This is a genomic window from Salipiger bermudensis, assembly GCF_020171625.1.
Lineage (GTDB): Bacteria > Pseudomonadota > Alphaproteobacteria > Rhodobacterales > Rhodobacteraceae > Salipiger > Salipiger bermudensis_B.
Genome location: NZ_JAIUZY010000007.1, coordinates 70,899 through 93,325, shown reverse-complemented (window position 1 = coordinate 93,325; position 22,427 = coordinate 70,899). Strand labels below are relative to the sequence as shown.

Below are 22,427 nucleotides of genomic sequence, written 5' to 3'. Positions count from 1 at the left end.
CACCTGTGAACTGCCTTTTTTTAAAGGCCGGAAGTGTGACTGCCCTACAGGACAAGACAAGAAAAAACAGAACAAGAAAAAACACCCTGATACCGCCCCGGGCCGAAGCGCTGGGGCAAGCCGAAAACGCCGATTGCTGAGAAGGGACAGGCCATGACCGACGAGCAGACGACGAAGACCGAAACCAAGCGTGACCGGGTGCGCCGGATCCTGATCCATCCCCTGACCGAGTGGGGCTTCCGCAAGCCGGGCAACGTGACCGAGGAGAAGCACGGCAAGTTCCTCGTCGATCTCGCTGATGGGCTCGCCTACCTCAGCGACGAACAGCTCGAGCGGCTGCGCGAGTTCCTCAAGACCAAGGGCGAGGGCAAGGACCGCCGGGGCTGGCCGCGCATGGCGACGATCACGCCGCTGGCCGAGGCCGTCGCGCCGCGCCCCCTCGAAGAGGTCCCGGTGATCGCAAGCTGGTTCGGCTCGGCGCGCGGGCCGCAGGCGCTGGAGGAAGGCACGCTCGTCGCCGAGTTCCAGTTCGTCACGAAGTTCAAGCGCCCGCCGCTGCATGATGGCGACTGGCGAATGGTCCGGCAGCGCGCCGCCGAGCACGACAGCAACAAGCGGGTGCGCGAGGATCGGGCGCGCCGCGGCGTGGCTGACGAAGATGATCGGCAATGGCTGGCCTGGTACGCCAAGCTCGAGGCGCGGGCGATGGCGCTGTTGCCCGAGCAAGGGCGGGGTGCGGCATGAGTGTGATGGGTGCGCAATTCCGAGTTCCCCGTGTGCGGCCGGGCCGCGCCGGCAAGACGCCGGTCGCGATCTGGGATCTGCTGGTCTGGGCGTTCCAGTCCGAGCGCGTGTCGCTGGACTTCGACGAGTTGGCCAGCGCGGCGGGCGAGCGGCCGGGCGTGTCGATGGAATGGGTGATGATGCAGCGGGCGAACCTCGGCTGCTCGATCGATGGCGGCGGGCGCTCTGAGCCGCACCCGGATGCGGACCTCGTTGCTTCGGCTGTCTCGTGTCTGCCCGAGGGCTGCGGCGGTAGGCGCATGGCGGTCTGGATTGCGGAGCTCGCGCGGCAAGGGCGCGTTCCGGATTGGGGGCAGGGCGTCGTCTCTCGTTGCGAGCCGGTCGCGTGGAAAAGCCATTGGCGTGGCCGGTTCGCGGAGAAGTCGATCTGGGACGGTCTCGGTCGTTGGCCTTCCCATCAGCTTGGCCGTGACGATGGGTACTGCTGCCGTGTCGTCTTCACCGGCACCGTGGCTGAGCAGGCGCGGATGCGGAGAGGGTGGTTGCAGTGGTGGTCTGCGCTCCTGGAGCTGCAGATCACCTTCCGTCTGGGGTGCGATCTTACGGCCTTCGCGGTGACCGATGAGATGCCGCCGTCGGCGCCGTGGCGGAAATCCTCTTGACCAAATGTAGGATCGTTGACAGATTGCCAGCGAACCGAACCGCGCCCGGAGCAGAGATGCTTCCGGGCGCTTCTCGTTTGGAGCATCACGACATGGGCAAACTGAAGGGGCGCGGACTGCCGCCAAGGCTGGGTCATGCCAAGCCCCGATTCGAGCGCCGCGCTGCTCCGAAGACGAGCGACGACGGCAGGCGCTCGAAGGACTGGCTGAACACCGCGCGGTGGCGGCGGCTCCGGTTGGAGATCCTCGAGCGCGATCAGTTCACCTGTCGGCAGACCGGCGTGCTGTTGGTTGGCGTCTACCCGGCGCCGCACAGCCCGGTGGTCGACCACATCAAGCCGCATCGCGGGGACCCGAAGCTCTTCTGGGATCCGAAGAACCTGCAGGCGGTCAGCAAGGTCTGGCACGACCGGACCAAGCAGAGCCTCGAGAAGCGCGGCCTCGCCTGACCCGAGCAGGGGGGCGGTCGAAAGTTCAGGGGGTGGATGGGCGGAAACCCGTCACACCGCCACCGAGAGATTTTTTTCTGGAGATCGGGTTTTTGAACGACACCCGCGAAACGGACCTTTTCGGCAACCCAGTGAGAGCCCGTAAGGGCGAGCGTGGGAGGCCTCCGAAGGAGTTGACCTCGAAAGACCTGGATATGCTGGAAGCTGGCCTGATGCAGGGCTGGAGCAATCAGCGCGTGGCCGATGCGCTGGGGGTCGGTGTCTCGACGCTGAAGCGGAATTTTGGGCCTCTGCTCCGGATGCGGGATCAGATGCCAGACCGGCTGCGCCTGCTGATCTTCTCGACAGCCGTCCGGAAGTCGATCGAAGGCGACATGGGAGCGATCCGCCAAGTGCGCCAGATGATCGACGACAACGAGCGCCGCCTGGCCGCCGCGCGGGTCAACCGCGCGGCCGAGAAAGACAAGGCGGATGAGCAGATCGGGAAAAAGGAGCGCGCGCGTCGGGATGCCAAAGAGGTCACGAAGACCGGCGGCGGAGATCTTTGGGGCGGTGACCTGAGCCCGGGCGAATATCACTGATGGACGGCGGCGCAGGCTTTCTCGACGACGCATGGTCGACCGCGATTCCGGACTGGGAGCAGCGGATCGTCGAGGGTCGCTCGCTGATCCCGGACCTGCCGCTCTTCGACGCAGTCGCGGACAAGGCGCTTCGGATCTTCAAGCGGCTCCGGGTGCCGGACCTGATCGGCACGCCGACCTATGGCGAGGTCTGCGAGGAATGGGTCTTCGACCTGGTGAGGGTCATCTTCGGGAGCTACGACCCCGAGCTGAAGAAGCGCATGCTGCAGGAGTTTTTCCTGCTGGTGCCGAAGAAGAACGGGAAGTCGGCGATCGCGGCGGCGATCATCGTCACCGCGGCGATCATGAACGAGCGCCCGCAAGCCGAGCTGCTGCTGATCGCGCCGACTCAGAAGATCGCCGGCATCGCGTTCAAGCAGGCGAAGAACATGATCGCGCTCGACGAGGACCTGGTGCGGCTCTTTCGGGTGCAGAACCACCAGAAGGAAATCACCCACCACGTCACCGGCGCGGTCATCATGATCCTGTCGGCAGACGGTGACGTGGTCACCGGCTCGAAGGGCACGTTCATCCTGGTCGATGAGACCCACGTTCTCGGGACGAAGCAGAAGGCCCCGGACATCTTCGTCGAGCTTCGCGGCGGGCTCGCTTCGAGGCCCGAGGGGTTTCTGCTGCAGATCACGACCCAGTCGAAGGACCGGCCGACCGGGCAGTGGGAGAAAGAGCTCGAGACCGCGCGCGCGGTCCGCGACGGCAAGCTCGATTTCCCAATGCTTGCCATCCTCTACGAGCTGCCGACGAAGATGGCCGAGGCCGAGAAGTGGCGGGATCCGAAGACCTGGGGCATGGTCAACCCGAACCTCGAGCGCTCGGTGTCGCGCGAGTACCTGCAGCGTGAGATGCGCAAGGCGGAAGAGGGCGGGCCCGAGGCGCTGGCGCTGTTCGCCAGCCAGCACCTGAACGTGCAGATCGGGCTTGGCCTGAAATCAGGCCGCTGGGTCGGCGCCGACTACTGGGCGAAGGCCGAGCGCAAAGAGATCGATTTCGAGCAGATCCTCGCGACCTCGGAGGTCTGCGTCGTCGGCGTCGACGGTGGAGGTCTCGACGACCTCCTCGGGCTCTATGTGCTGGGGCGCCACGCCGAGACGAGTCGCTGGCAAGGCTGGGGCCGCGCTTGGGCGGATCGGGACGTGCTCACGCTCCGAAAGCAGATCGCGCCCGAGCTGGAGGCCCTCGAGGCCGCCGGAGAGCTGATCCTCGTCGACAACATCGAGGAGGAGGCGAACCCGGAGATCGTCGAGATCTGCGCGAGGATCAGGGATGCCGGACTGTTTCCCTCGCAGGACGGGATCGGCATGGACCCTGAGGGCGTCGGCTCGATCATTGATGATCTGGTCGCAGAGGGGTTCGCGATCGACGACATCCGCGCAATCAGCCAGGGCTACAAGCTGAACGCAGCGATCAAGACCGCGCCGGTGAAGCTCAAGAACGGCAGCATGGTCCACAGTGGCCAGAGGCTCATGACCTGGTGCGTTGGCAACGCGAAGACAGAGGCGCGCGGGAACGCAGTTATCGTGACCAAGGCGCAAAGCGGCAGCGCGAAGATCGACCCGCTCATGGCGATGTTTAACGCGGTCATGCTGATGAGCTGGAACCCGGTCCCGAGCGACGATGGTCGCATCAACGATTACTTCGCCGCATTGGAGGCCGCGACTTGAAACTGAAGCAATGGATCAAGTCGGCACTCGTTCGTCCGGTCTCCCTCACCGAGGCCGAGACCTGGCGCCCCTCGGCGCAGGCGACCGACAGCGGAGAGGTTGTCAGCGACAGCACTGTACTCGGTCTGTCGGCTGTCTGGGCTTGCACCAACCTGCTCGCAGGCACCATCGGATCGCTGCCGATGATGGTTTACAGCGCAGGGCAGGACGGTCGGGTGGTGGAGCGGGGGCATCCGCTCTTCCGGCTGCTGCACGACAGCCCGAACTATGATCAGACGGCGCTCGACTTCTGGGAGTTCATCGCGGCTTCGCTGGAGCTCTGGGGCAATGCCTATGCGGCGAAAGACCTGGATAGCCAGGGGAAGTTGGGCGCGCTCGTGCCGATCCGGCCCGACCTCGTCTCGGTTCGCCGCCGGAGCGATGGCGCGCTGGAGTATCGCTGGACCGAGCGCGGCCAGTCGCACGTCCGAACAGATACAGAGGTGCTGCACATCCGGGGATTCGGCGGGAATCCCCTCGGCGGCATGTCGACGCTGCATTTCGGGCGGCAGGCGTTCGGACTGGCGCGGGCGGTCGACCGTTCCGCGGCCACGACGTTCAAGAACGGTTTGCGCCCGTCCGGGGGGCTGAAGTTCAAGGATTGGCTGACGCCCGAGCAGCGCGAGCTTGCTGAGACCAGGCTCGCGGAGAAGTTCATCGGTGCGCAGAACGCCGGCCGCCCGATGGTGCTCGAGGGTGACACACAGTGGGTGCCATTCACGATCAACCCGGAAGACGCGCAGATGCTGGAGAGCCGCCGCTTCTCGGTGGAAGAGGTCTGCCGGTTCTTCGGAGTGCCGCCGCACATGGTGGGTCACACCGAGAAGAGCAGCAGTTGGGGAACCGGCCTCGAGCAGCAGACGCTGGCCTTCCAGAAGTTCACCCTGCGCCGCCGCCTCAAGAGGATCGAGCAGGCGGTCAACAAGCAGCTGCTCACGGCAGCGGAGCGGGCGCGGGGCATGTACGTCGAGTTCAACATCGAGGGGCTGCTGCGCGGTGACAGCGCCAGCCGCTCGACCTTCTACCAGTCCGGTCTGAGCAACGGCTGGCTGACGATCAACGAGGTTCGCCAGCGGGAGAACCTCAGCCCGGTCGCGGGCGGAGATGTGCCGCGGCTGCAGATGCAGAACGTGCCGATCACCGAAGCAGGTTCGAACATGGAGACTGGCGATGGACCCGATCAATAAGGTTGCCAACCCGATCCTCGAGATCAAGGCGCTGAAGGAGACCGGCGAGTTCGAGGGGTACGGCTCGACCTTCGGCGGTGAGCCGGACAGCTATGGCGATGTCGTGGCGGCCGGCGCGTTTATGGAAAGCCTCGCTGATCACCGGGCAAAGGGCACGATGCCGAAGATGTTCTGGCAGCACGACGCCAGCCGCCCGATCGGCAAGTGGCTGGAGGCCGAAGAGGACGATCATGGCCTGTTGATGGTCGGAAAGCTGAACATGGGAGTGCAGCAGGCGAAGGAGGCCTATGCGCTCCTCAAGGAAGGCGACATCGACGGGCTGTCGATCGGCTACCGGATCCGCGAGTATTCGGTCGATACCGATACCCATGTCTGGACGCTGGAGAAGCTCGACCTGCTCGAGGTGTCGGTGGTCTCGATCGGTGCCAACGAGAACGCCACCATCGCCAGCGTCAAGGCGGCGAAGGCGGTTCACGAGATCACGGAAAAGCTCAAGGCCGGGGACCGGCTGACTGAGCGCGAGTTCGAGCAGCTGCTCAAGGGGTCCTTGGGGCTCTCGAACTCGCAGGCGGAGCGTGCCGCGCGCGTCCACCTGAAAGGGCAGGGGGAACCTGCTGAAGCGGATGACGGGCTCGCATTCCTGCGCGCCATGACGGCCTGAAGGCCAACCCCTAAAAATCGGAGGTTCCCATGTCGGGAGATAAGAAAACGGCGGAGCAGCTTGCCGCCGAGATGAAAGCTGCGCACGAGAAGTCGATCAACGCGGTCAAGGAGATTGCGGAAGAGGCGCTTGGCAAGGCCAAGTCCGGCGAAGAGCTGACCTCCAAGATCAAGGAAACCGCCGACGAAGCGCTTCTGAAGATGAACGAGCTCACCGGCCAGATGACCGAGCTCGAGCAGAAGATGGCGCGCCGCGGCGATGGTGACCAGGAGGAGCGCAAGTCGCTGGGCCAGCGCTTCGTCGAGGACGAGCGGGTCAAGGCCTGGCTCGAAAGCGGTCCGAGCAGCGGCAAGGCCGATCTGCGGGTCAAAGCAGACCTCACCACGCTCACCACCGATGCCGATGGCTCGGTCGGCGACGGCGCCGCGCCGACCCGCCTTCCGGGCGTGCAGGAGCAGGCGCAGCGCCGCATGACCGTGCGCGATCTTCTCTCGCAGGGCCGCATGGACGGCAACACCATCGAATACGTGCAGGAAACCGGCTTCAACAACAACGCCGCGCCCGTCGCGGAGGGCAGTGCCAAGCCGTCGTCCGACATCCAGCTCGACCTGAAGAGCTCGACCGCCAAGGTGATCGCGCACTGGATGAAGGCAAGCCGGCAGGCGCTCGATGACGTGTCCTTCCTGCGTTCGATGATCGACCAGCGCCTGATCTATGGCCTCTCCTACGCCGAAGAAAATCAGCTGCTGAACGGTGACGGCACCGGCCAGAACCTTTCGGGTCTCATCACCAACGCTACGGCCTACTCGGAGCCCTTCGCGCCGGCGGCCGCGACGGCCATCGACACCATGCGCCTGGCCATGCTGCAGGCGGCGCTGGCCGAGTATCCGGCGACCGGTCACGTGATGAACCCGGTCGACTGGGCGCGCATCGAGCTGACCAAGGATTCGGAGGGGCGTTACATCATCGGTAACCCGCAGGGCACGCTCTCGCCGACCCTCTGGAACCTTCCGGTGGTGGCGACGCAAGCGATGGGTGTCGACAAGTTCCTGACCGGCGCCTTCAAGCTCGGCGCCCAGATCTTCGATCGCTGGGACGCGCGCGTCGAGGCGGGCTACGTCAACGACGATTTCACCCGCAACATGGTGACGTTGCTCGCCGAGGAGCGCCTCGCCCTGGCGGTCTACCGCCCCGAGGCCTTCATCTACGGCGACCTCGGCTTCGTCGCATAAGGCTTCGGTTTTCTCAGGAGGGCGGGCTTCCCCGCCCTCTCAGTAAGCCGATGGAGGATTGAGCCATGAAGTTCACGGTCCTGCGCCCGCATCAGGGCGACAAATGGTATGATGAAGGCGATGAGCGCGAGGCGCGCGAGGCGGATGTTGCGCACCTCGTTGAGCGCGGCGTTCTCGCGCAGGCGAAGCCGCAGAAGAAAGCTGAGCCCGCTGCCAAGAACAAGGCGCGGCAGGTGCCCAGCAACAAGGCCGACCAGTGACATTTCGGCCAACCCTGATCGAGGCGCCGTTAGAGTTGCCGGTGACAGCCGCGGAGTGCAAGGCTCACGCGATCGTGGAGCACGATGAGGACAATGCGCTTATCGAGACGATGATCAAAGCGAGCGTGTCGCACCTCGACGGCTTCCGGGGCATTCTCGGGAGGGCGATTGTGGATCAGACATGGCGTCTTGTTCTCGATGCTTGGTCGCGCGATTTCGTTCTGCCGGTGCCGGATGTGTCTTCGGTCGCGATCTCCTACGAGAATGCGGACGGCGAGGTGCAGTTGGGACCCGAGGTCAAGCTCGCGCCTGTTGCGGCAGGTACGCGGGTGGTCTTGCCGAAGAACTGGGGCCTTCCCGCGCTCGCATCGGATTCGATCGCGGCGATCCGGGTGGATTTCGTCTGCGGGTTCGGTGGCGCCGATGCGGTGCCGCAGGCACTCAAGGTCGCGATTATGCAGATGGTCGCGCACCAGTACGTTGAGCGCGAAGGGGTCTCTGTTTCGGCGCCCTTCTATGATCGGCTGATCTCACCCTACCGGTGGGTGCGCGTGTGATCGGGCGGCGGGATGAGACGCGCCTCAAGGGGCCGGCGGGCAACTTGCGAGAAGCTGTCGCCTTCGACGAGAACGTCGGCACCACCGGCAGCCTCGGCGGCACGACGTTCGCGTGGGAGGAACGCCACGCTTGCCGGGCTCAGTGGATCTACCAGAGCGGCAATGAGGCTGTTCAAGCCGCGCGCCTCGCGGGGCGCCATGTCTTCAAGATCAAAGTCCGGTCCAGCGCTGCCACGCGGGCGATCACCACGGCCTACCGGATGCGCGATGTGCGCCGCGGGCTGCCCGACGGTGTTGGCGGTGACGCTCTGCCGGGCAACCGGTGGGATGTGAAAGAGGTGGACGCCATCACCGACCGAGAGTGGGTCTATCTCACGGTTGAGGGGATGGTGGTCGCCTAGCGGCGCAACTTTGATACTGCGACCATGTTCGAGGCCTTTTTCTCTGCGCGTTTTCTCCAAGCGTAATACGCTAGGAAAGGCGCCGCCAAGATGCCAATGCCGAAGGTGGCAATGCTGACGATGAGCACGATAAAGCCCATTCCGACGAATCCATGCACCCAGAAATAGATTGGTCCGAAGAGTAGAGACCAAAGCCAGGTTAGGCCGGTGCTTTCCTTGTAGGTTTCTATCAGCAGATCTCTTTCGGCGTTATCAGCGCGAGCTTCATCAACGAGGCTTTGCTTCTTCGGTTCGGTCATAAACGAAAAATCCCAATCTTAATCGAGGGTGGTCCAGATGTCAGTGTCGCTCAAATTGACGGGATTCCGGGAGATTGAAAAGGCCCTTGCTCAACTTCCAGCAGGGACTGCAAAGGGGGTGGCGCGCAGGGCGATGAAGAAAGAGCTGAAGCCGATTGCCGACACCGCGAACGCGTTCTGGCCGGGATCGCGTGATGATGTCTTTCAGATCACCTCTCGCATTGCTGCCGGGCAGCTGGGCGATAGCTACGCAAAGCGGGGTCGCAGCGTGATCAATATGTTCGTCGGGTCTCCTGGGGGCGCAAATGGGACACCGCATGCGCATCTGGTTGAGTTCGGCACCGGACCGCGTTTCCAGAAGAACGGGCGGTTCACCGGGTCGGTGGCGCCACAACCAATGCTTCAGCCGGCTTGGGATATTCACAAACAAAGTCTTCTCGAAGGTCTCGGCGCTCGGCTCTGGGATGAGATCGAGAAGACGATAGCGCGCCGCGCGAAGCGGGCGGCGAAGGGTTGATGGGATGGCGAAGTACACCCCTGAGAACACGTGTCTCGCCGGCAAGCCGGTGCGCGTATTGTGTGATGGTGTCGAAATCAAGGACGTTGTCGAAGCTGATGATGAATCCGGATACGCCATTGTCATAGACCGAGACCAGACGGGCGATATCCTCGTTGTCGAGGGTTCCATTCAGCACCGTCGGGTCGACGGCCATATCGCGGTGGTCGCCGCTTAATGGCCTGCTTCGAGATGAAAATCGATATGACAGATCTCGACGCTTTGGTCGAATATGTGGCCGAGGCCGTGCGGGGTTGGCCCGCTGGCAAGATCGAAGCGCTCCGGATCGAACTAGTCGCGGCCCTTGACGATGGCATCCAGGTATACGCAGAACGGCAGGCTTTCGAGTGCATGGCCGGCCCTTCCTTGTTCGCCGTGCTCAACCGGCACGGCCTGAATCCGGTCTGCTGATGGAAGAGCACCTTTACTCACTGCTCTCGGGCGCAGTTAGCTTCACCATCGCATGGGGCTCTCTCGGCGATGGCGTCGGGCTGCCCCGGGCCTCGATCTACCGGACCAGCGGCGTGCGCGACATGCACCTGCAAGGCAAGGGGCTGATGCAGACGCGTGTGCAGATCGACTGCTACGGCGCGACGGTCGAAGACGCCCATGCCGCCGAGGCTGAAATCCGGGCGGTGCTTGAAGGTTACCGCGGCGGGCCGATCCAAGGAGCATTCCTTGAGGCGACCCGCGACGGGTTCACGGAAGATACGCAGCTTCTGCAGCGTGTCTCCCTGACGTTCGCGGTCTGGCACCGCGACTAAACCGCCGGGCGACCGGCATTCATCCAACGCTGAAAAGGAGTGATCGCCATGGCGACAAAGCAGCGTATTGTCTACGGTGCCACCACCGAATGGGGCACCGACGGCAACAACTTGGAGAACGTGCCCGAGTGTAAGGGCCTCGGGGTGCCGACCGTCGAAGTCGAGTACCAAGATGCCACGCATTTTCAGAGCCCGGGCGGTTATCGTGAATATGTCGCAGGCCTGAAGGATGCGGGCTCGATCACGATACCCTGCGGCTACTCGAGCGCCGGCTATGCTGCCGCGCACGGCTACATGGCCGCCGGCACGTTGGTCTATTTCCGGACCACCATGCCGCTCGAAGGGGGGCAGACAACCGGAGACATCTTCGAATTCACCGGCTACGTGGTCCCGCAGTTGGAGCAGAACGAGGTCGGTGCCATCATCGGCATGAACCTGGTGGTGCGTACCAGCGGTGCGCCGACCTTCACCGAGGCAACCGTCGCATGATCAGTGGTGTCACGAAGCAAATCGGCGGTGGATCGCGGACCTTCCGAATGACGACGCGTGCCATGATGGCGATCGAGGACATCTACGGGAAGGGCATCGTCGACGTGATGCGTGACCTCGAAGATGGCTTCCGCATCGGCGACCTCGTCAAGATCGTCGCGGAATGCGCAGACGACGGCAAAGGGGTCGACCTCGACGCGGCTGCGGAACTTGTCGACGGCCTTGGCGTAGAAGGGGCCGGTGAGCTTCTCGGCGAGGTTGCAGAAGCGGCTTTCCCCGAATCCAAGAATGGTGGCGCAGGAAAAAACGCGAAGAGGGCAGCCCGGTCGAAGTAGACTGGGCTGCCCATCTTCGAGCGTGGGCGCTGGCAGGGCGGGATCCCGAGCAGTGGGCCAATACCACGATGCGAGAGGCGCAGCTGATCATCGAGGCTGCGTCCCTCCGTGATGCGCGCCTTGCCTGGCAGGCTGCGCAATACCACCGCTTCGCGGTGCACCAACCAAACGACATGCCGGATAGGCCGGGCTTTGAGCGCCAAGAGGGCGAGAACCGCGAGGCGGATCTCGTTGAGGCGCGTGCCTGGATGCGTGCGGTGAGCGGAAAGGCGGCAAATGGCAGTTGAAATCGGCGCGCTGCGCGCCCTCCTCAGCCTCGATAGCGCGGCGTTCGAAAAAGGTGCCAAGCGCGCGCAGGCCAGCATGAATGGCCTACAGCGCTCTCTGACGAAGGCGGCGGGGCACATGCGTAAGGTGGGCAAGACGATGTCCACCCGTGTTACTGCGCCTTTTGTGGCCGCAACCGGTCTTCTCGTTCGCTCGTCGCTTTCGACCGTCGACGCGCAGGCGAAATTTGCTCAGTCGCTCGGAACGACCACCAGCAGCATCCAGGCACTGACCCGCGCTGCCGATATGGCCGGCATTTCGCAGGGTGATCTGGAGGGGTCGTTGCGCCGCATGACCCGCCGGATCAGCCTTGCAGAGCAGGGGGCCGGTGCTGGGGCGAAAGCCTTTGCGCGGCTCGGTATCGAGGCGGCTGATCTGGCGGAGCTCGATGCGGCCGAGCGCATCAAGCTGATCCAGGAGCGCATCGCGGCGGTGGTGCCGGCGGCAGAGCAGGCCGCGGTCGCCTCTCAGGTCTTCGGTGACAAGACCGGTCTAGCGATGCTGCGCCTGGACGCCGCCACGATCGACAAGGCGACCGATGAAATCGAGCGCTTCGGCGTGTCCGTTTCTGATGTCGATGCGGACAAGATCGAAGAGGCCAACGACGCGATGAGCGCGCTGGGGCTCGTCACCAAGGGGCTCGGCAACCAGATGGCGGTTGCGCTCGCGCCAGCGCTCAGGTCGATCTCAGAAGGCATCGCCAATGTCGCTGAGTGGTTCTCGGGATTGTCGCCGCGCATGAAGTCCTTCGTGGCATCAGTCGGGGCTGCTGCCGTCGCGATCGGTCCGATGGCGGTGGCGCTTGGCTTTGTTGCCACCGGTCTCGCGGCTCTCGCCTCGCCGATCGGTCTTGCTGTTTTGGCGTTCGGCGCCGTCGCCGGCGCAGTGGCCTATGTCGCGCTCAAGTGGGACAGTTTGGTCGAGAAATATCCGTTCCTGCAGACCGCCCTCGATACGGTCGGCTCAGTGGCCAAACGCGTCTGGGAAGTATTCAGCAACACCGGAAAAGCCGCCTTCGACATCGCCGTGAGCTATATCGAGGTCTTCGCTGCGCTCATGCGGGGTGATTTTAAGGGCGCGCTGGAGGCCTCGCAGCGGATCACCGACACCTTCGTTTCCTACATCCGCGACACTTTCCCCGGCGTCGTCGAAACCGTCACGCGGGTTTTCACAGATACCGTGCAGACCGGGCGGGATATCATCTCGGCCATTTGCGCCGGCATTCGCGAAAAGATCGCCTCGGTGGGCGGCGCGATAGACGAGCTTGTGACCAGCCTGATCGAATGGATCAAGGCGATCCCAGGACGTGTTTGGGAGTCCGCGAGACAGGCTGGGTCCGACATCATCGACGGTCTAGTCGAGGGCCTTCTTGGTGGCCGGTCGAAGGTTTCGTCGGCGGGGCGGAATGTCGCACGCGGTGCGATCGATGCTGTCCGCGATGAGACTGACACGCGATCGCCGTCACGTGAGTTCATGAAGATCGGCGCGGATCTCATGTCTGGTCTGGGTATTGGCATCGCCGGCAACGCCCAGGCGGCGGCGCACGCCGCCGCCGGTGCGGCAAAGCAGGTCACGGATGCGGCTGGCGAGGCTGTGCAAAGTGGCAGCCAAAGCGTGTCGGGCATTTTCGACGACATTGGCAGCGCTGTGTCCGGGGCGATCACGCAGGGCCAAGACTTCGGGGAGGCGATGCGCGGGGTATTCCAGCGGATCGCGAGCGACTTTATCTCGTCCGGGGTCTCGGACATTTTCACCAGCTTGTTCAGCGGGCTTTCGGGTGGCGGCGGGTTCGGAGGCATCCTGCGGGCTGTCTTCGGTGGCTTCCGCGCCGCAGGTGGGCCGGTGTCAGCGGGCCGTGCCTACGTGGTCGGTGAGCGGGGGCCGGAGGTGATGGTTCCGGGCTCGTCTGGCTTTGTCGTGCCAAACCACCAGATCGGTGGAGCGGCGCCGGTGGTCAACATGCCGATCATCAATGAGGCCGCGGGCTTCGTGAACGTGGAGCGGGTCCAGGATGGCGGGCAGGTCTCGGCGCGAATCAGTGTGTCTGAGGAGGCCGTGCAGGCGCTCAGCCAAGCTCCTGGCAAGAGGTTCCTGCAGTCGCGTGGCGCAGCAGCTCCGAGGCCCCGCCGATGACGATCCCCACATTCCCGGCAGATCTGCCTGCGCCTCGTTTCTCGGGCTATCGATCGCAGCGCATGGATGGGCGGCGTCAGTCGAGTTTCGATGCTGGGCCGCCGAAGGTTTCGCGCCGCTATTCTGCGGTCGCCCGGACCGTTCAATTGGAGGTGCTTCTTGAACTTTGGCAGAAGGCAAAGTTCGACCGGTTTTACATCGATGATTGCGCAGAGGGCTCCCGTCTTTTCTGGATGCCGGACTATGCGGTCGACGGCGCGTTTCTTTTGGACGAGGCCGGCCTTTCTCTCCTTGATGAGAACGACGCGCCGCTGCTCACTGCGAAGATGATGCTGTGCCAGTGGGGCGATGCGCCACCCGTCGCGGCGAACCCGGTCCTGCGCCGGCAAGTCGTAAGCTTCTCCGTTGTGGAGCTACCCACATGAGCCGCGTCCTTTCGCTGAACGCGCGGGCGCAGCAGGACGCTGCATTCGCCGATGACCTTCCTGTCGTGCTTCTAGAGGTCTCGCACCCTGATCTCGACGCGCCTGTTCGCCTGAGCAGCGACAACGCTGATCTGATCTCGCAGAGCGCAGAGGCGCAGATCCGCGGCACGCGCTCGAGCTGGCGCGGGGCAAACCAGGAGAATGAGTTCTTCCTGTGGGTTCCGATGGGCCTCGAGATGCCAGGCGACGAAGACGACGTGCCGGCGCAGATGCGCATCGTCATCGACCTCTTCGACGCCACGCTTCCGGCTCTTTTGCGGAGCTTCGAGACCCGCGCGAAGGCAAACGCGGCGGTGGTCATGGCGTCGACACCTAACTTGGTAGAGCAAGCCTGGCTCGGTCTCGAGGTCGTCACCGCCCGGTTCGGATCTCAAATCGCAGTCCAGATGAGCCGCGAGCCGATCGAGGATGAGGGGGCGCCGATGCATGTCGTCGGAAAGCACCGTTTCCCGGGGCTCTACCGTTGAGCTGGTCTGACTTCGTTGGCCTGCCTCATGCGGATCTCGGTCGGGACCGCGCCGGGGTCGACTGCTACGGGCTTCTTCGCCTCGTGTACGCCGAGGATCTCGGGATCGACCTGCCGAGCTTCACCGAGGGCTATGCCACCTGCGCAGAGCACGCCCGCCTGGCCGCTATGGTGGCCGGGGAGTCTATGGCCGGGCCGTGGGCGCCGGTCGATCAGATCCAGCCCTACGATGCGCTGGTGTTCCGCGTCGGTCGGCACGACTGCCACGTCGCCGTGGCGGTGGACCGGACGCGAATGCTGCACGTCCACGCCAGATCCAGCGCGGTGATCGTGTCGCGCAAAGACCCCATGTGGCGCGACCGTTTCGTCCGCGCCCACCGACACGAGGCCATGCTTTGACCATCCCTGTTCTGATCACGCGCGGTGTCGCGCCCGAGGCGCGTAAGAGTTTCGACCTTGCGGCGACCGTGACCGTTGCCGAGATCGTCGCGGCGCAGCTGCCCGGCGCGTCCGAGGCGGTGCTGAGCCGGACCCGGGTCGCGATCAGCCGCGATGGGAAATTCCAAATCATACCGCGCGACTGGTGGGGGAACGTGCGCCCGCACCCCGGTACCACGGTCATCATCCGCGTGGTGGAGGGGGATCCCATCTCCATCGCCACGTGGGTGTCGAGCGCCATCGGGACGTCCTTCTACTTTGCCACAGGCGCGAGCTTGGGAGCGTTCGCTCTGAACGCGATTTGGGTCGGGACTGCCGTCGCTACGACGCTGCTGATCGGTGCGGCAATGAATGCCCTGATCCCGCGTCCGTCCCTCAACTCGCCTGACGGTCCGGAGAGCCGCTATTCGATCAACGGTTGGAGCAACGATCTGCCCGCGGGCAAGCCGATCCCGCTGGTGCTCGGCAAGAAGCGCATGGCGCCTGTCTATGCCGCGTTGCCCTACAGCCAGATCATCAACGGCGAGCAGTACGTCTGCGCCGCCTTCACCTTCGGCTATGGCCGGCTGAAGATCTCAGACATCCGGATCGGCGACACGTCGATCGACGAGTTCACCAACGTGCTCTACCGCACGCGGGAGGGTGTTGTTGGCGATGACCCGATGGAGATCGTGACGCAGCAGGTGTTCGAGGAGAACGTCAACGTCGAGCTCAAGGGGCCGCAGGAGCCGCTGGATGAGTACGGGAACCCGACAGGCGATCCGGCAGAGCTGCAGACGAGTGTCTATGAGACCTGCGCGAACGCCACCGAGGCGTCGATCATCGTGCATTTCCCGCAGGGCCTGACGAGGATCGACAGCGACGGCGACCCGGATGGTCGGTCGGTGCGGCTGCGAATTCGTCAGCGCGAGAGCGGCGCAACGGAGTGGGATGAGGTTCAAGAGGTCACCTACTCGGAGAGGACGATCACCCCGTTCTTCCGGCAGTTCCGATGGTCACTACCATCGCGCGGGTCGTGGGAGGTTGAGATCACCAGGCTGTCCGAGTCGCTGACTGCCGCGCGGTTCCGCGATGCCACCACTCTCTTCGCATTCCAGTCGATCCGACCGGAATACCCGATCAACTTCGATGCGGCGCCGCTGGCCCTTGTCGAGGCCCGGGTCAAGGCAACCGAGCAGATCAACGGGACGATCTCGCGCCTAAACGCCCTCGTCGAGCGCTACGTCCATGCCTTCGACGGGGTCGACACATGGGCCGAGGCGCTGAGCCGTAACCCGGCCGACATCTTCGCTGATGCGCTGCGCGGTGCCTATCAGGCGCGACCTGTCCCAGACGCCGAGATCGACTGGGACATGCTCGAGGAGTGGTGGCTGTTCTGCGACCAGAAGGGGCTTCGCTACGACGCCACGATCACCTCGCAGATGAGCTTCGGCGAAATGCTGGCGGAGATCGCTGCGGCGGGCCGGGCATCCCCGCGCCATGATGGTGAGAAGTGGGGTGTCGTGATCGACCGACCGCAGGACGTTGTCGTCGACCACATCTCCCCGCGCAACAGCTGGGGCTTCGAGGGAGAGCGTAGCTACATCAAGCCGCCGGATGGCATTCGCGTCCGTTTCCTCGATGAGACCAACAACTACAGCGAGGCCGAGCTGATCCATCCGTGGCCGGGCAATGAGGGCGCGATCGACCTGCTCGAAGAGTGGGAGATGCCGGGAAAGACTGATCCCGACGAGGTGGCGCGCGAGACCTATCGGCGCATGCAGGAGGTGATCCAGCGGCGTGACACCTTTCGCGTCATGCAGGAGGGGGCTATCCGAGCCGCCACGCGCGGAGACAAGGTACTCCTGTCGCATGACGTGCTGTCCTCGGTGCAGGTCTCGGGCAAGGTTCTGACCGTCGATGGCTCGCGCGTGGTGATCGACGAGCCGGTTACGATGGAAGCCGGCCAGAGCTACGCGTTGCGCTGGATGGCCTATGATGAGGCGAACACGGTGGGCGACAGTGCTATCGCGACCGTCACAACGGCCCCTGGCACGACACAGGCGCTCCTGGTGCAGGGTGATGCGCTGCCGGCGCCGGGGGATCTTGTCCTCTTCGGCCCGTCAGAAGAGGTCAGCTTCCCGTGCCGGGTGCTTCTGATCGAGCCAGGCGAGAACTTCTCCTGCCGGCTCACGCTCACCAACGACGCAGAGGAGATTGACGCGCTCACCGATGCCTACGTGCCGCCGGACTGGAACCCGATCGTCGGCTCGATCCTCACCGGGGGACTGCCCAACGCGCCGGTCTTCTCCGGCGTGAGCGTGATCTACGACACGGTCGACTTTTCCCTGTCGATTATCGACGGTTGGGGGGACAGAGATCCGACTGTCCGGGCTGTGCGGGTCTCGGCTCGGATGCCCGACACCGAGACGGTTCAGGTCGGCTCGATCCTCGTACAGCATCGCCTCGATGGGGAGGTCATCTGGGACAGTGCGACGATCTACGGTCGCGAGGGGGCGGTTGATCTTGAGTACGAGGTCGGCGACGAGATCGAGATTCGGTTGACGGCCTACAGCGTCGGCGGTGCTGCCGGCGGTACGAGCTCGATCCTGACCTATGCGGTCGCAGACACCGAGACCGTTCCGGACGCGCCCAATATCGAGAGCATCCTGCTGACTTCCGGTTTGGGATATGCCGGCATCGACTATGCCAACGGCGACCCGGCCACTGACACGGTGCTGATCTTCCGAACCTCGGTGGGCGACACGTTCGACGCGAAGACCGACCTGATCAAGAATCTCGAGGTCGAGCTCGGGGTCACCTCATCCTTCTCGGACGGCGATCGAACCCGCGCCGACCTCCTGAGCGCCGGAGACATGGGCGACCCGGGCGAGTGGGCGGCGGGAGGCGGCTGGATGATTTCCGGCGGCGCCGCGACCCATGCGCCCGGGGTGGCCAGCACGATGTCGCAGCCGCTGAGCCTTTCGGTGGGTACGACCTACCGGGGCGCGGTCACGGTCTCAGGGCGAACAGCAGGCAGCATTACGGTTCAGCTGGCAGGCGGGACGCCAGTCGCGACAGCCGCGATCGACGCCGACGGCCGGACGCTGTTCGGTCTAACGGCCATTTCCGGGAATGACCGCCTCGAGATCGTCGCGACGTCGGACTTCGACGGCTCGGCGACCGAGGTCGTTCTCTACGCGCGGACCGCCGCCACGGCGCCGCAGGGGGCGCACGAATACCGCTTCGCGGCTGTCGGCGCGAACAGCATCGTATCCAGCGTCTCTGGCGCTCTTACCACCACCATTATCTGAGGTCTTCACCATGCCAGATGGTATTCGCGTGCCTGACAAGGCTGCGCTCTCTTCGGCTGACTCGTTCCTTGCGGTGCATGACGGCACGGTCGGTCTCTACCTGATCGCCAGCCTTGCCACCCAGCTGGCCGGGAGCGGCGCGGTCGCGGAGAAGTTTGCCGAGCTGACGGCGCAGATCACCGGTGGCTATGTCGCCAAGGCGACCTGGGCCGACCTTCAGGCGATCACGCCGACCGAGGACGGCGTCGGCGGCGAGGTGCTCGACAGCGATGGCGGCACCCATAGCGCAGCGACAGCGACGGGCTATGACGGCGCCTCGGTCAGCAATGCGGGCCGCTACAGCTGGAATGACAGCTGGGGCCGCTGGGTGTGGATCGGTGATACTGGCCTCACCAGCCTTGCACCGCTTCTGAGCCCGGCGCTGACGGGTATCCCCACTGCGCCGACCGCCACTGCTGGCGATGATAGCGTGCAGATCGCGACCACGGCGTTCGTGCAGTCGGCCCTCGCCGCTTTGATCGATGCGGCCCCCGGGCAGCTTGATACGCTCAACGAGTTGGCGTCGGCGCTTGGCGATGACCCCAACTTTGCCTCGACCATGACGGCCGAGCTCGCGGGTAAGGTCTCGATCGCCGATCTTGAAACTGTTTCGCAGGTCGAGGCCGAGGGAGGGGCCGAGACCACACGCCGCGCCTGGACCGCCGTTCGCGTCTGGCAGGCAATCAATGCATGGGTGCAGGAAAACTTCGGCATCACGCTGAGCAACCGCGGCGCGAAGGCGAGCCCGGTGGGTGCGGACGTGATCCCGATCTCCGACAGCGCCGACGGGTTCGCGCTGAAGAAGGTGTTCGTCTCCTTTTTCCTTGGCCGTTCGAACCACACCGGCACGCAGGCGATCAGCACCGTCTCTGGCCTGCAGGCGGCGCTCGACGCGAAGGCCAGCTTGGCGCAGGGCGCGCTCGGTGAGGAGGCTGGCCGGCTTCTGCAGCGCCAGCCTGCGCGACCGGAGCTTAGCGGGGCCTTCTCGTCGGCACTGACGGGCGCGGATCGTGCCGCGATCACGGCCGGCTCGGCTGCGACCAACCCGACGCTTGGCGGTGTCTGGCGTCTCGATGGCGCGGACGCGGTGGGCGGATACCAGGACATCGCGCCGCGCCATGAGGTGGCGCTCGAGGCGGGCCGTACCTACGAGGCGCGGTTCAGCCTGATCCGCGCAACGAACCCGGCCGACCCGTCGGGGCACACGGTCGAGATCAGGATGCAGAACCTCTCGGCCGCGCGTGCGAATGTGTCGAACGTGCGGATCGAAGATCTCGGCCCGATTGTTGCTTCTGATGGTGTGCAGAGCGCGAGCTTCACCTTCTCGACCGAGGTCGGCGCGGACTATCGGGCCCCGGCGACGGCGCGATACGCGCTCCCTTATCTGCGCGTCTACGGTGGTGACCACGAAACCGACGTGGCGGTGATCGATCTGCGCGACGTGACCGATAGGCTAACGCCGGTGCCTCAGGGTGAAGCTGAAGAGGGCGCAGCGGATCAGCGTCGCGCGTGGTCTGCGCTACGGGTGAAGCAAGCATTCGACGCATTCTGGGTGAAAGAAAAGGAAGGCCTTACGAAAGCTGATCTTGGCCTGAGTGCGGTCGACAATACGTCCGATGCCGACAAGCCGGTCAGCACCGCGCAGCAGGCCGCGCTGGACGGCAAGGCCAACACCGAAGACCTTGTGGCGACGATCGCGACAGAGGCCGAAGCGCGTGTTGAGGCTGATGATGCTTTGGCGGCGGCTGTTGCAACAGAAGCTGAAACGCGTGCGTCGGATGACGCGGCAGAGACCACGGCTCGCGTTGCCGCTGATGTTGAAACGCGTTTTCGGCTCTCTGAGCCGTCTGGGGTATCACTGTTGACCCCGGCGGAAGCGGCGTTTTCTGACCTTGCCAAGATGGTTTTCCCGGTAGGGTCGGCGCAAACCGTTTCGATCGAGGGCGGTCAGGCCACCCTTTTGCTTGAGCCGACGCCGGGTGGTGGGAATTACATGTCTCTTCGCTGCTTCCCTCGCCATCTGTTTGAGGCGGCGGGTGTTGTGTCGGCCTCGGTGGTCGTGCTGTCGGCGGAGGAAGTCGACCCGGCAGAGGAGCGGTTCCTCGCGATCAGGCAAACCGCGTCGGATAACGATGTTTCGGTGCAGGTGGACGAGGTGGCAATTCCAGGGGCAGCCGTAGATGCGCCCGGGGAATACCGGGTTGAAGGCATTTCTCTTCACCCGGATTGCGAATGGATCGACATCCGGGTTCGACGTGACGGTGGCGCCATGAAGATTGCGGGCCTCGTTGTTGCTTCCGGGCCTCTCGCCGGGCCGCGCCCGACAAATGCCGATCGTGCAGCTGCTGAGCGAACTCGTGCACGCGGCCTGTCCGAGAATCTGCGTGATATGCCTCGGGTCGTGATCGATTTCGGATCGATCGCAAACGACACCTACGATCCGCGACCGAGGCTTACTGAAACAGGGGTGGCTCTGGGGGCTTCCGGTCAGAACTGGTATGTCATGCGGGCGTCAGATGTTGTCTTTGAGGAGGGTCGCACCTCGGAGGTCACCATTACCGCCAAGAAGCTTGGCGCCGGCTCGGGCCGCATTGGCATCGGTGTGGGGCCCGGCGGCAAAGACAACCGAAGCCGCAAGATGTATGTCTGGCAGACTGATGGTCGTGTGCAGCGCTTCGAGGGCGAGGGTCAAGGCTCTGACTCGATAGAGCTGCTCGCTGCCGCTATCGAGCGAGCCATCCTCGAAGACGATGTTATCTCGATGCGACTGCGCCGTGAGGCTGATGGCACGGGGACATTGACGATCAGCACAACGGGTGAAACGGTCGATCTTGATGATATCCCCGTTGGGCCGGTCTGGTGCGCGGTGCGCAACGGGTCCGGAGGCGTTCAAGAGATCGTTGAATTTCAGTCGGTGCAGCACGCCAGCATCGGGGCGCTGACCGGCGTGGCCGCATCCGCAGTAGCATCCGCAGCCGTAAGCGTGCCTGCGAGCTTCAACAGGTGGGTAATTCCGTATTCCGTCTATCGCCAAGATGACGGGTCTTTCCTTTGCGACTTCGATCCTGCGCTGGCGGCGCCTTTCGCCAAGGCCGACGCCGACGCTGTCCTCTACGTCGATCCGGTGGCCGGAAGTGATGCGGACGCGGGCACCAAGGCCGCGCCTCTACAGTCTCTTTCGGCTGCCGTAGATGGTCGCACCGGCAACGTCATGGTGATCGCCAAGGGCGGTGTCTATCCCCATGCGCTGAGTTTCGCCGGGGCCACGGTCGCAGCCGATGCGCTGGTGATCCGCTCATGGGACGGTGCGCGCATCGTCTCGTCCATGAGGATGCCCCCGCGGACATGGACCAAGACCTCGGGCCAGACCAGCGTCTACCAAGCTTCTGTCGAGGTCGATTATCGCCCTTCGAGCGGCTATGATCTTCTGTCGATCCTCGACGCATCGGTGATCGATATCGACACACTGTCTATGAAGCGTCCGGCCTATGATCGTGGCGACTACCGCCGACTAACCGCTGCCAGTGACGTGGCGGACTGCGATGCGACGGCTGGCAGCTACTTCTACGACAGTTCAACCCATGTTCTCTACGTCCATACCGTAGACGGCCGCGCGGCCGACGATGCCATCCTGGCGTTAGTGCAAGCGGACAATCTGGTTATCGACAAGGCATCGCCGGTGCTATGGGCGCAGGATGTTGATTTTGAGGGAGGATCGGGGCCGCTCCGGGTCAGGGCCACGGGCGCGAGGGCAGCGTCGGTACTAGATCGCTGCACGGTCAAGTACAGCAGCGGCGCCGGCACGTTGCAGGCCAATGGTCTCAACTGCGCAACAGGCTCTCAGACGTGGCTCCTGAAGGACTGCATTGCAGCGGTCAACATTGCCGACGGCTTCAACTACCATGGCAGCAGCCCATACGCCTTGGAAGTGGGCTGCGTCGGCAGAAACAACGGTCATGATGGCGGGGCGGCGAACAACGGCAGCACAATGCACGATCAGGGGGCTGTTGTTCGTGTCGGGTGCAGCTATCCGCTCAATATCCGCAACGTCCACGACATCAACGACAGCCAGTCCCTGAATTTGGGGTGTCTTTCCTCTGCAAGCCGGGGTGATCCGGAGAATGGCTGTGGCTACCGGGCCGGTGTCGCATCCGGCGGTTCTGACGCCTCCCTGATGTGGTTGGACACCTGTATTTCACGTGACAACGAGAGCGACCTCTGCGCGACGGGTGGCTCAATTATTCGCACGTACCAGACGGTCACAGACGGCGTGATCGAGGCGGGCAGTGATGTGCGGGATTACGAGGGGTAG

Annotated in this window: 24 protein-coding genes; 23 read left to right on the top strand and 1 reads right to left on the bottom strand. The window is 64.1% G+C overall.

Annotated features, from left to right (window positions below; genetic code table 11):
• Nucleotides 1-153 precede the first annotated feature (153 nt).
• The 11 genes from LCM15_RS13945 to LCM15_RS13895 all read left to right on the top strand — a co-directional run bounded on the left by LCM15_RS13945 (nt 154) and on the right by LCM15_RS13895 (nt 8,491).
• Nucleotides 154-744 carry a hypothetical protein gene (locus tag LCM15_RS13945; RefSeq protein WP_224857409.1) on the top strand — a complete coding sequence of 197 codons (591 nt, stop codon included), beginning with the start codon at nt 154-156 and terminating at the stop codon, nt 742-744.
• Entirely contained in the window at nt 741-1,406 is a 666-nt protein-coding gene (locus LCM15_RS13940; RefSeq protein WP_224857407.1) for a hypothetical protein, read from the top strand. Before LCM15_RS13945 ends, LCM15_RS13940 begins: the two co-directional genes overlap by 4 nt.
• Before the next feature lie 92 nt (nt 1,407-1,498).
• On the top strand, nt 1,499-1,855 hold the full coding sequence (locus tag LCM15_RS13935) for an HNH endonuclease (RefSeq protein ID WP_224857405.1): 357 nt from the start codon (nt 1,499-1,501) through the stop codon (nt 1,853-1,855).
• Nucleotides 1,856-2,049: 194 nt separating this feature from the next.
• Nucleotides 2,050-2,436, top strand: coding sequence for a hypothetical protein (locus LCM15_RS13930; protein ID WP_224857404.1), 387 nt, complete (start codon nt 2,050-2,052; stop codon nt 2,434-2,436).
• Complete coding sequence (locus tag LCM15_RS13925; RefSeq protein ID WP_224857402.1) at nt 2,436-4,154, top strand: terminase large subunit; 1,719 nt, start codon at nt 2,436-2,438, stop codon at nt 4,152-4,154. The genes LCM15_RS13930 and LCM15_RS13925 overlap by 1 nt, the downstream gene beginning before the upstream one ends.
• Nucleotides 4,151-5,380: a phage portal protein gene (locus LCM15_RS13920; RefSeq protein WP_224857400.1), complete on the top strand. Its 1,230-nt coding sequence runs from the start codon at nt 4,151-4,153 to the stop codon at nt 5,378-5,380. The genes LCM15_RS13925 and LCM15_RS13920 overlap by 4 nt, the downstream gene beginning before the upstream one ends.
• Nucleotides 5,364-6,041 carry an HK97 family phage prohead protease gene (locus tag LCM15_RS13915; RefSeq protein ID WP_224857398.1) on the top strand — a complete coding sequence of 226 codons (678 nt, stop codon included), beginning with the start codon at nt 5,364-5,366 and terminating at the stop codon, nt 6,039-6,041. The genes LCM15_RS13920 and LCM15_RS13915 overlap by 17 nt, the downstream gene beginning before the upstream one ends.
• A 29-nt stretch (nt 6,042-6,070) precedes the next feature.
• Nucleotides 6,071-7,273, top strand: coding sequence for a phage major capsid protein (locus LCM15_RS13910; RefSeq protein WP_224857396.1), 1,203 nt, complete (start codon nt 6,071-6,073; stop codon nt 7,271-7,273).
• Nucleotides 7,274-7,338: 65 nt separating this feature from the next.
• Nucleotides 7,339-7,533 (top strand): hypothetical protein, encoded by a 195-nt coding sequence (locus LCM15_RS13905; RefSeq protein ID WP_224857394.1) that lies wholly within the window; start codon nt 7,339-7,341, stop codon nt 7,531-7,533.
• On the top strand, nt 7,530-8,090 hold the full coding sequence (locus tag LCM15_RS13900; protein ID WP_224857393.1) for a hypothetical protein: 561 nt from the start codon (nt 7,530-7,532) through the stop codon (nt 8,088-8,090). The genes LCM15_RS13905 and LCM15_RS13900 overlap by 4 nt, the downstream gene beginning before the upstream one ends.
• Nucleotides 8,087-8,491, top strand: coding sequence for a head-tail adaptor protein (locus LCM15_RS13895; RefSeq protein ID WP_224857392.1), 405 nt, complete (start codon nt 8,087-8,089; stop codon nt 8,489-8,491). Before LCM15_RS13900 ends, LCM15_RS13895 begins: the two co-directional genes overlap by 4 nt.
• Here the strand turns inward: LCM15_RS13895 and LCM15_RS13890 are convergent.
• Nucleotides 8,488-8,790 carry a hypothetical protein gene (locus tag LCM15_RS13890; protein ID WP_224857391.1) on the bottom strand — a complete coding sequence of 101 codons (303 nt, stop codon included), beginning with the start codon at nt 8,788-8,790 and terminating at the stop codon, nt 8,488-8,490. The two genes, LCM15_RS13895 and LCM15_RS13890, sit on opposite strands and share 4 nt — an antisense overlap.
• A gap of 37 nt (nt 8,791-8,827) precedes the next feature.
• On the opposite strand from LCM15_RS13890, the gene LCM15_RS13885 reads away from it, so the two are divergent.
• From LCM15_RS13885 to LCM15_RS13830, 12 genes are all read left to right on the top strand, one after another.
• Nucleotides 8,828-9,307, top strand: coding sequence for a hypothetical protein (locus LCM15_RS13885; RefSeq protein ID WP_224857390.1), 480 nt, complete (start codon nt 8,828-8,830; stop codon nt 9,305-9,307).
• A gap of 4 nt (nt 9,308-9,311) precedes the next feature.
• Nucleotides 9,312-9,524: a hypothetical protein gene (locus LCM15_RS13880; protein ID WP_224857389.1), complete on the top strand. Its 213-nt coding sequence runs from the start codon at nt 9,312-9,314 to the stop codon at nt 9,522-9,524.
• A 26-nt stretch (nt 9,525-9,550) separates the two neighbouring features.
• Complete coding sequence (locus tag LCM15_RS13875) at nt 9,551-9,757, top strand: hypothetical protein (protein WP_224857388.1); 207 nt, start codon at nt 9,551-9,553, stop codon at nt 9,755-9,757.
• On the top strand, nt 9,757-10,110 hold the full coding sequence (locus LCM15_RS13870; RefSeq protein ID WP_224857387.1) for a hypothetical protein: 354 nt from the start codon (nt 9,757-9,759) through the stop codon (nt 10,108-10,110). Before LCM15_RS13875 ends, LCM15_RS13870 begins: the two co-directional genes overlap by 1 nt.
• A gap of 48 nt (nt 10,111-10,158) precedes the next feature.
• A complete protein-coding gene (locus tag LCM15_RS13865; protein WP_224857385.1) occupies nt 10,159-10,599 on the top strand; it encodes a hypothetical protein in 441 nt (146 codons plus the stop codon).
• A 47-nt stretch (nt 10,600-10,646) separates the two neighbouring features.
• Nucleotides 10,647-10,934: a hypothetical protein gene (locus tag LCM15_RS13860; protein ID WP_224857383.1), complete on the top strand. Its 288-nt coding sequence runs from the start codon at nt 10,647-10,649 to the stop codon at nt 10,932-10,934.
• 276 nt (nt 10,935-11,210) lie between these two features.
• Nucleotides 11,211-13,394 carry a hypothetical protein gene (locus LCM15_RS13855; RefSeq protein ID WP_224857381.1) on the top strand — a complete coding sequence of 728 codons (2,184 nt, stop codon included), beginning with the start codon at nt 11,211-11,213 and terminating at the stop codon, nt 13,392-13,394.
• Nucleotides 13,391-13,819, top strand: a complete 429-nt coding sequence (locus LCM15_RS13850) for a hypothetical protein (RefSeq protein ID WP_224857379.1) — start codon at nt 13,391-13,393, stop codon at nt 13,817-13,819. The genes LCM15_RS13855 and LCM15_RS13850 overlap by 4 nt, the downstream gene beginning before the upstream one ends.
• Entirely contained in the window at nt 13,816-14,346 is a 531-nt protein-coding gene (locus LCM15_RS13845) for a hypothetical protein (RefSeq protein WP_224857377.1), read from the top strand. Before LCM15_RS13850 ends, LCM15_RS13845 begins: the two co-directional genes overlap by 4 nt.
• Nucleotides 14,343-14,744: a C40 family peptidase gene (locus LCM15_RS13840; protein WP_224857375.1), complete on the top strand. Its 402-nt coding sequence runs from the start codon at nt 14,343-14,345 to the stop codon at nt 14,742-14,744. The genes LCM15_RS13845 and LCM15_RS13840 overlap by 4 nt, the downstream gene beginning before the upstream one ends.
• On the top strand, nt 14,741-18,076 hold the full coding sequence (locus tag LCM15_RS13835) for a host specificity factor TipJ family phage tail protein (RefSeq protein ID WP_224857373.1): 3,336 nt from the start codon (nt 14,741-14,743) through the stop codon (nt 18,074-18,076). The genes LCM15_RS13840 and LCM15_RS13835 overlap by 4 nt, the downstream gene beginning before the upstream one ends.
• Before the next feature lie 10 nt (nt 18,077-18,086).
• Nucleotides 18,087-22,427 (top strand): hypothetical protein, encoded by a 4,341-nt coding sequence (locus LCM15_RS13830; RefSeq protein WP_224857372.1) that lies wholly within the window; start codon nt 18,087-18,089, stop codon nt 22,425-22,427.

Bases quoted from the DNA above. Each gene is read 5' to 3' on its own strand.
- LCM15_RS13860 (WP_224857383.1), top strand. From the start codon at position 10,647: ATGACGACGCGTGCCATGATGGCGATCGAGGACATCTACGGGAAGGGC.
- LCM15_RS13870 (WP_224857387.1), top strand. From the start codon at position 9,757: ATGGAAGAGCACCTTTACTCACTGCTCTCGGGCGCAGTTAGCTTCACC.
- LCM15_RS13930 (WP_224857404.1), top strand. From the start codon at position 2,050: ATGCTGGAAGCTGGCCTGATGCAGGGCTGGAGCAATCAGCGCGTGGCC.
- LCM15_RS13845 (WP_224857377.1), top strand. From the start codon at position 13,816: ATGAGCCGCGTCCTTTCGCTGAACGCGCGGGCGCAGCAGGACGCTGCA.
- LCM15_RS13915 (WP_224857398.1), top strand. From the start codon at position 5,364: ATGGACCCGATCAATAAGGTTGCCAACCCGATCCTCGAGATCAAGGCG.
- LCM15_RS13890 (WP_224857391.1), bottom strand. From the start codon at position 8,790: ATGACCGAACCGAAGAAGCAAAGCCTCGTTGATGAAGCTCGCGCTGAT.
- LCM15_RS13850 (WP_224857379.1), top strand. From the start codon at position 13,391: ATGACGATCCCCACATTCCCGGCAGATCTGCCTGCGCCTCGTTTCTCG.
- LCM15_RS13875 (WP_224857388.1), top strand. From the start codon at position 9,551: ATGACAGATCTCGACGCTTTGGTCGAATATGTGGCCGAGGCCGTGCGG.
- LCM15_RS13865 (WP_224857385.1), top strand. From the start codon at position 10,159: ATGGCGACAAAGCAGCGTATTGTCTACGGTGCCACCACCGAATGGGGC.
- LCM15_RS13940 (WP_224857407.1), top strand. From the start codon at position 741: ATGAGTGTGATGGGTGCGCAATTCCGAGTTCCCCGTGTGCGGCCGGGC.
- LCM15_RS13910 (WP_224857396.1), top strand. From the start codon at position 6,071: ATGTCGGGAGATAAGAAAACGGCGGAGCAGCTTGCCGCCGAGATGAAA.
- LCM15_RS13855 (WP_224857381.1), top strand. From the start codon at position 11,211: ATGGCAGTTGAAATCGGCGCGCTGCGCGCCCTCCTCAGCCTCGATAGC.
- LCM15_RS13880 (WP_224857389.1), top strand. From the start codon at position 9,312: ATGGCGAAGTACACCCCTGAGAACACGTGTCTCGCCGGCAAGCCGGTG.
- LCM15_RS13885 (WP_224857390.1), top strand. From the start codon at position 8,828: ATGTCAGTGTCGCTCAAATTGACGGGATTCCGGGAGATTGAAAAGGCC.
- LCM15_RS13945 (WP_224857409.1), top strand. From the start codon at position 154: ATGACCGACGAGCAGACGACGAAGACCGAAACCAAGCGTGACCGGGTG.
- LCM15_RS13905 (WP_224857394.1), top strand. From the start codon at position 7,339: ATGAAGTTCACGGTCCTGCGCCCGCATCAGGGCGACAAATGGTATGAT.
- LCM15_RS13830 (WP_224857372.1), top strand. From the start codon at position 18,087: ATGCCAGATGGTATTCGCGTGCCTGACAAGGCTGCGCTCTCTTCGGCT.
- LCM15_RS13935 (WP_224857405.1), top strand. From the start codon at position 1,499: ATGGGCAAACTGAAGGGGCGCGGACTGCCGCCAAGGCTGGGTCATGCC.
- LCM15_RS13925 (WP_224857402.1), top strand. From the start codon at position 2,436: ATGGACGGCGGCGCAGGCTTTCTCGACGACGCATGGTCGACCGCGATT.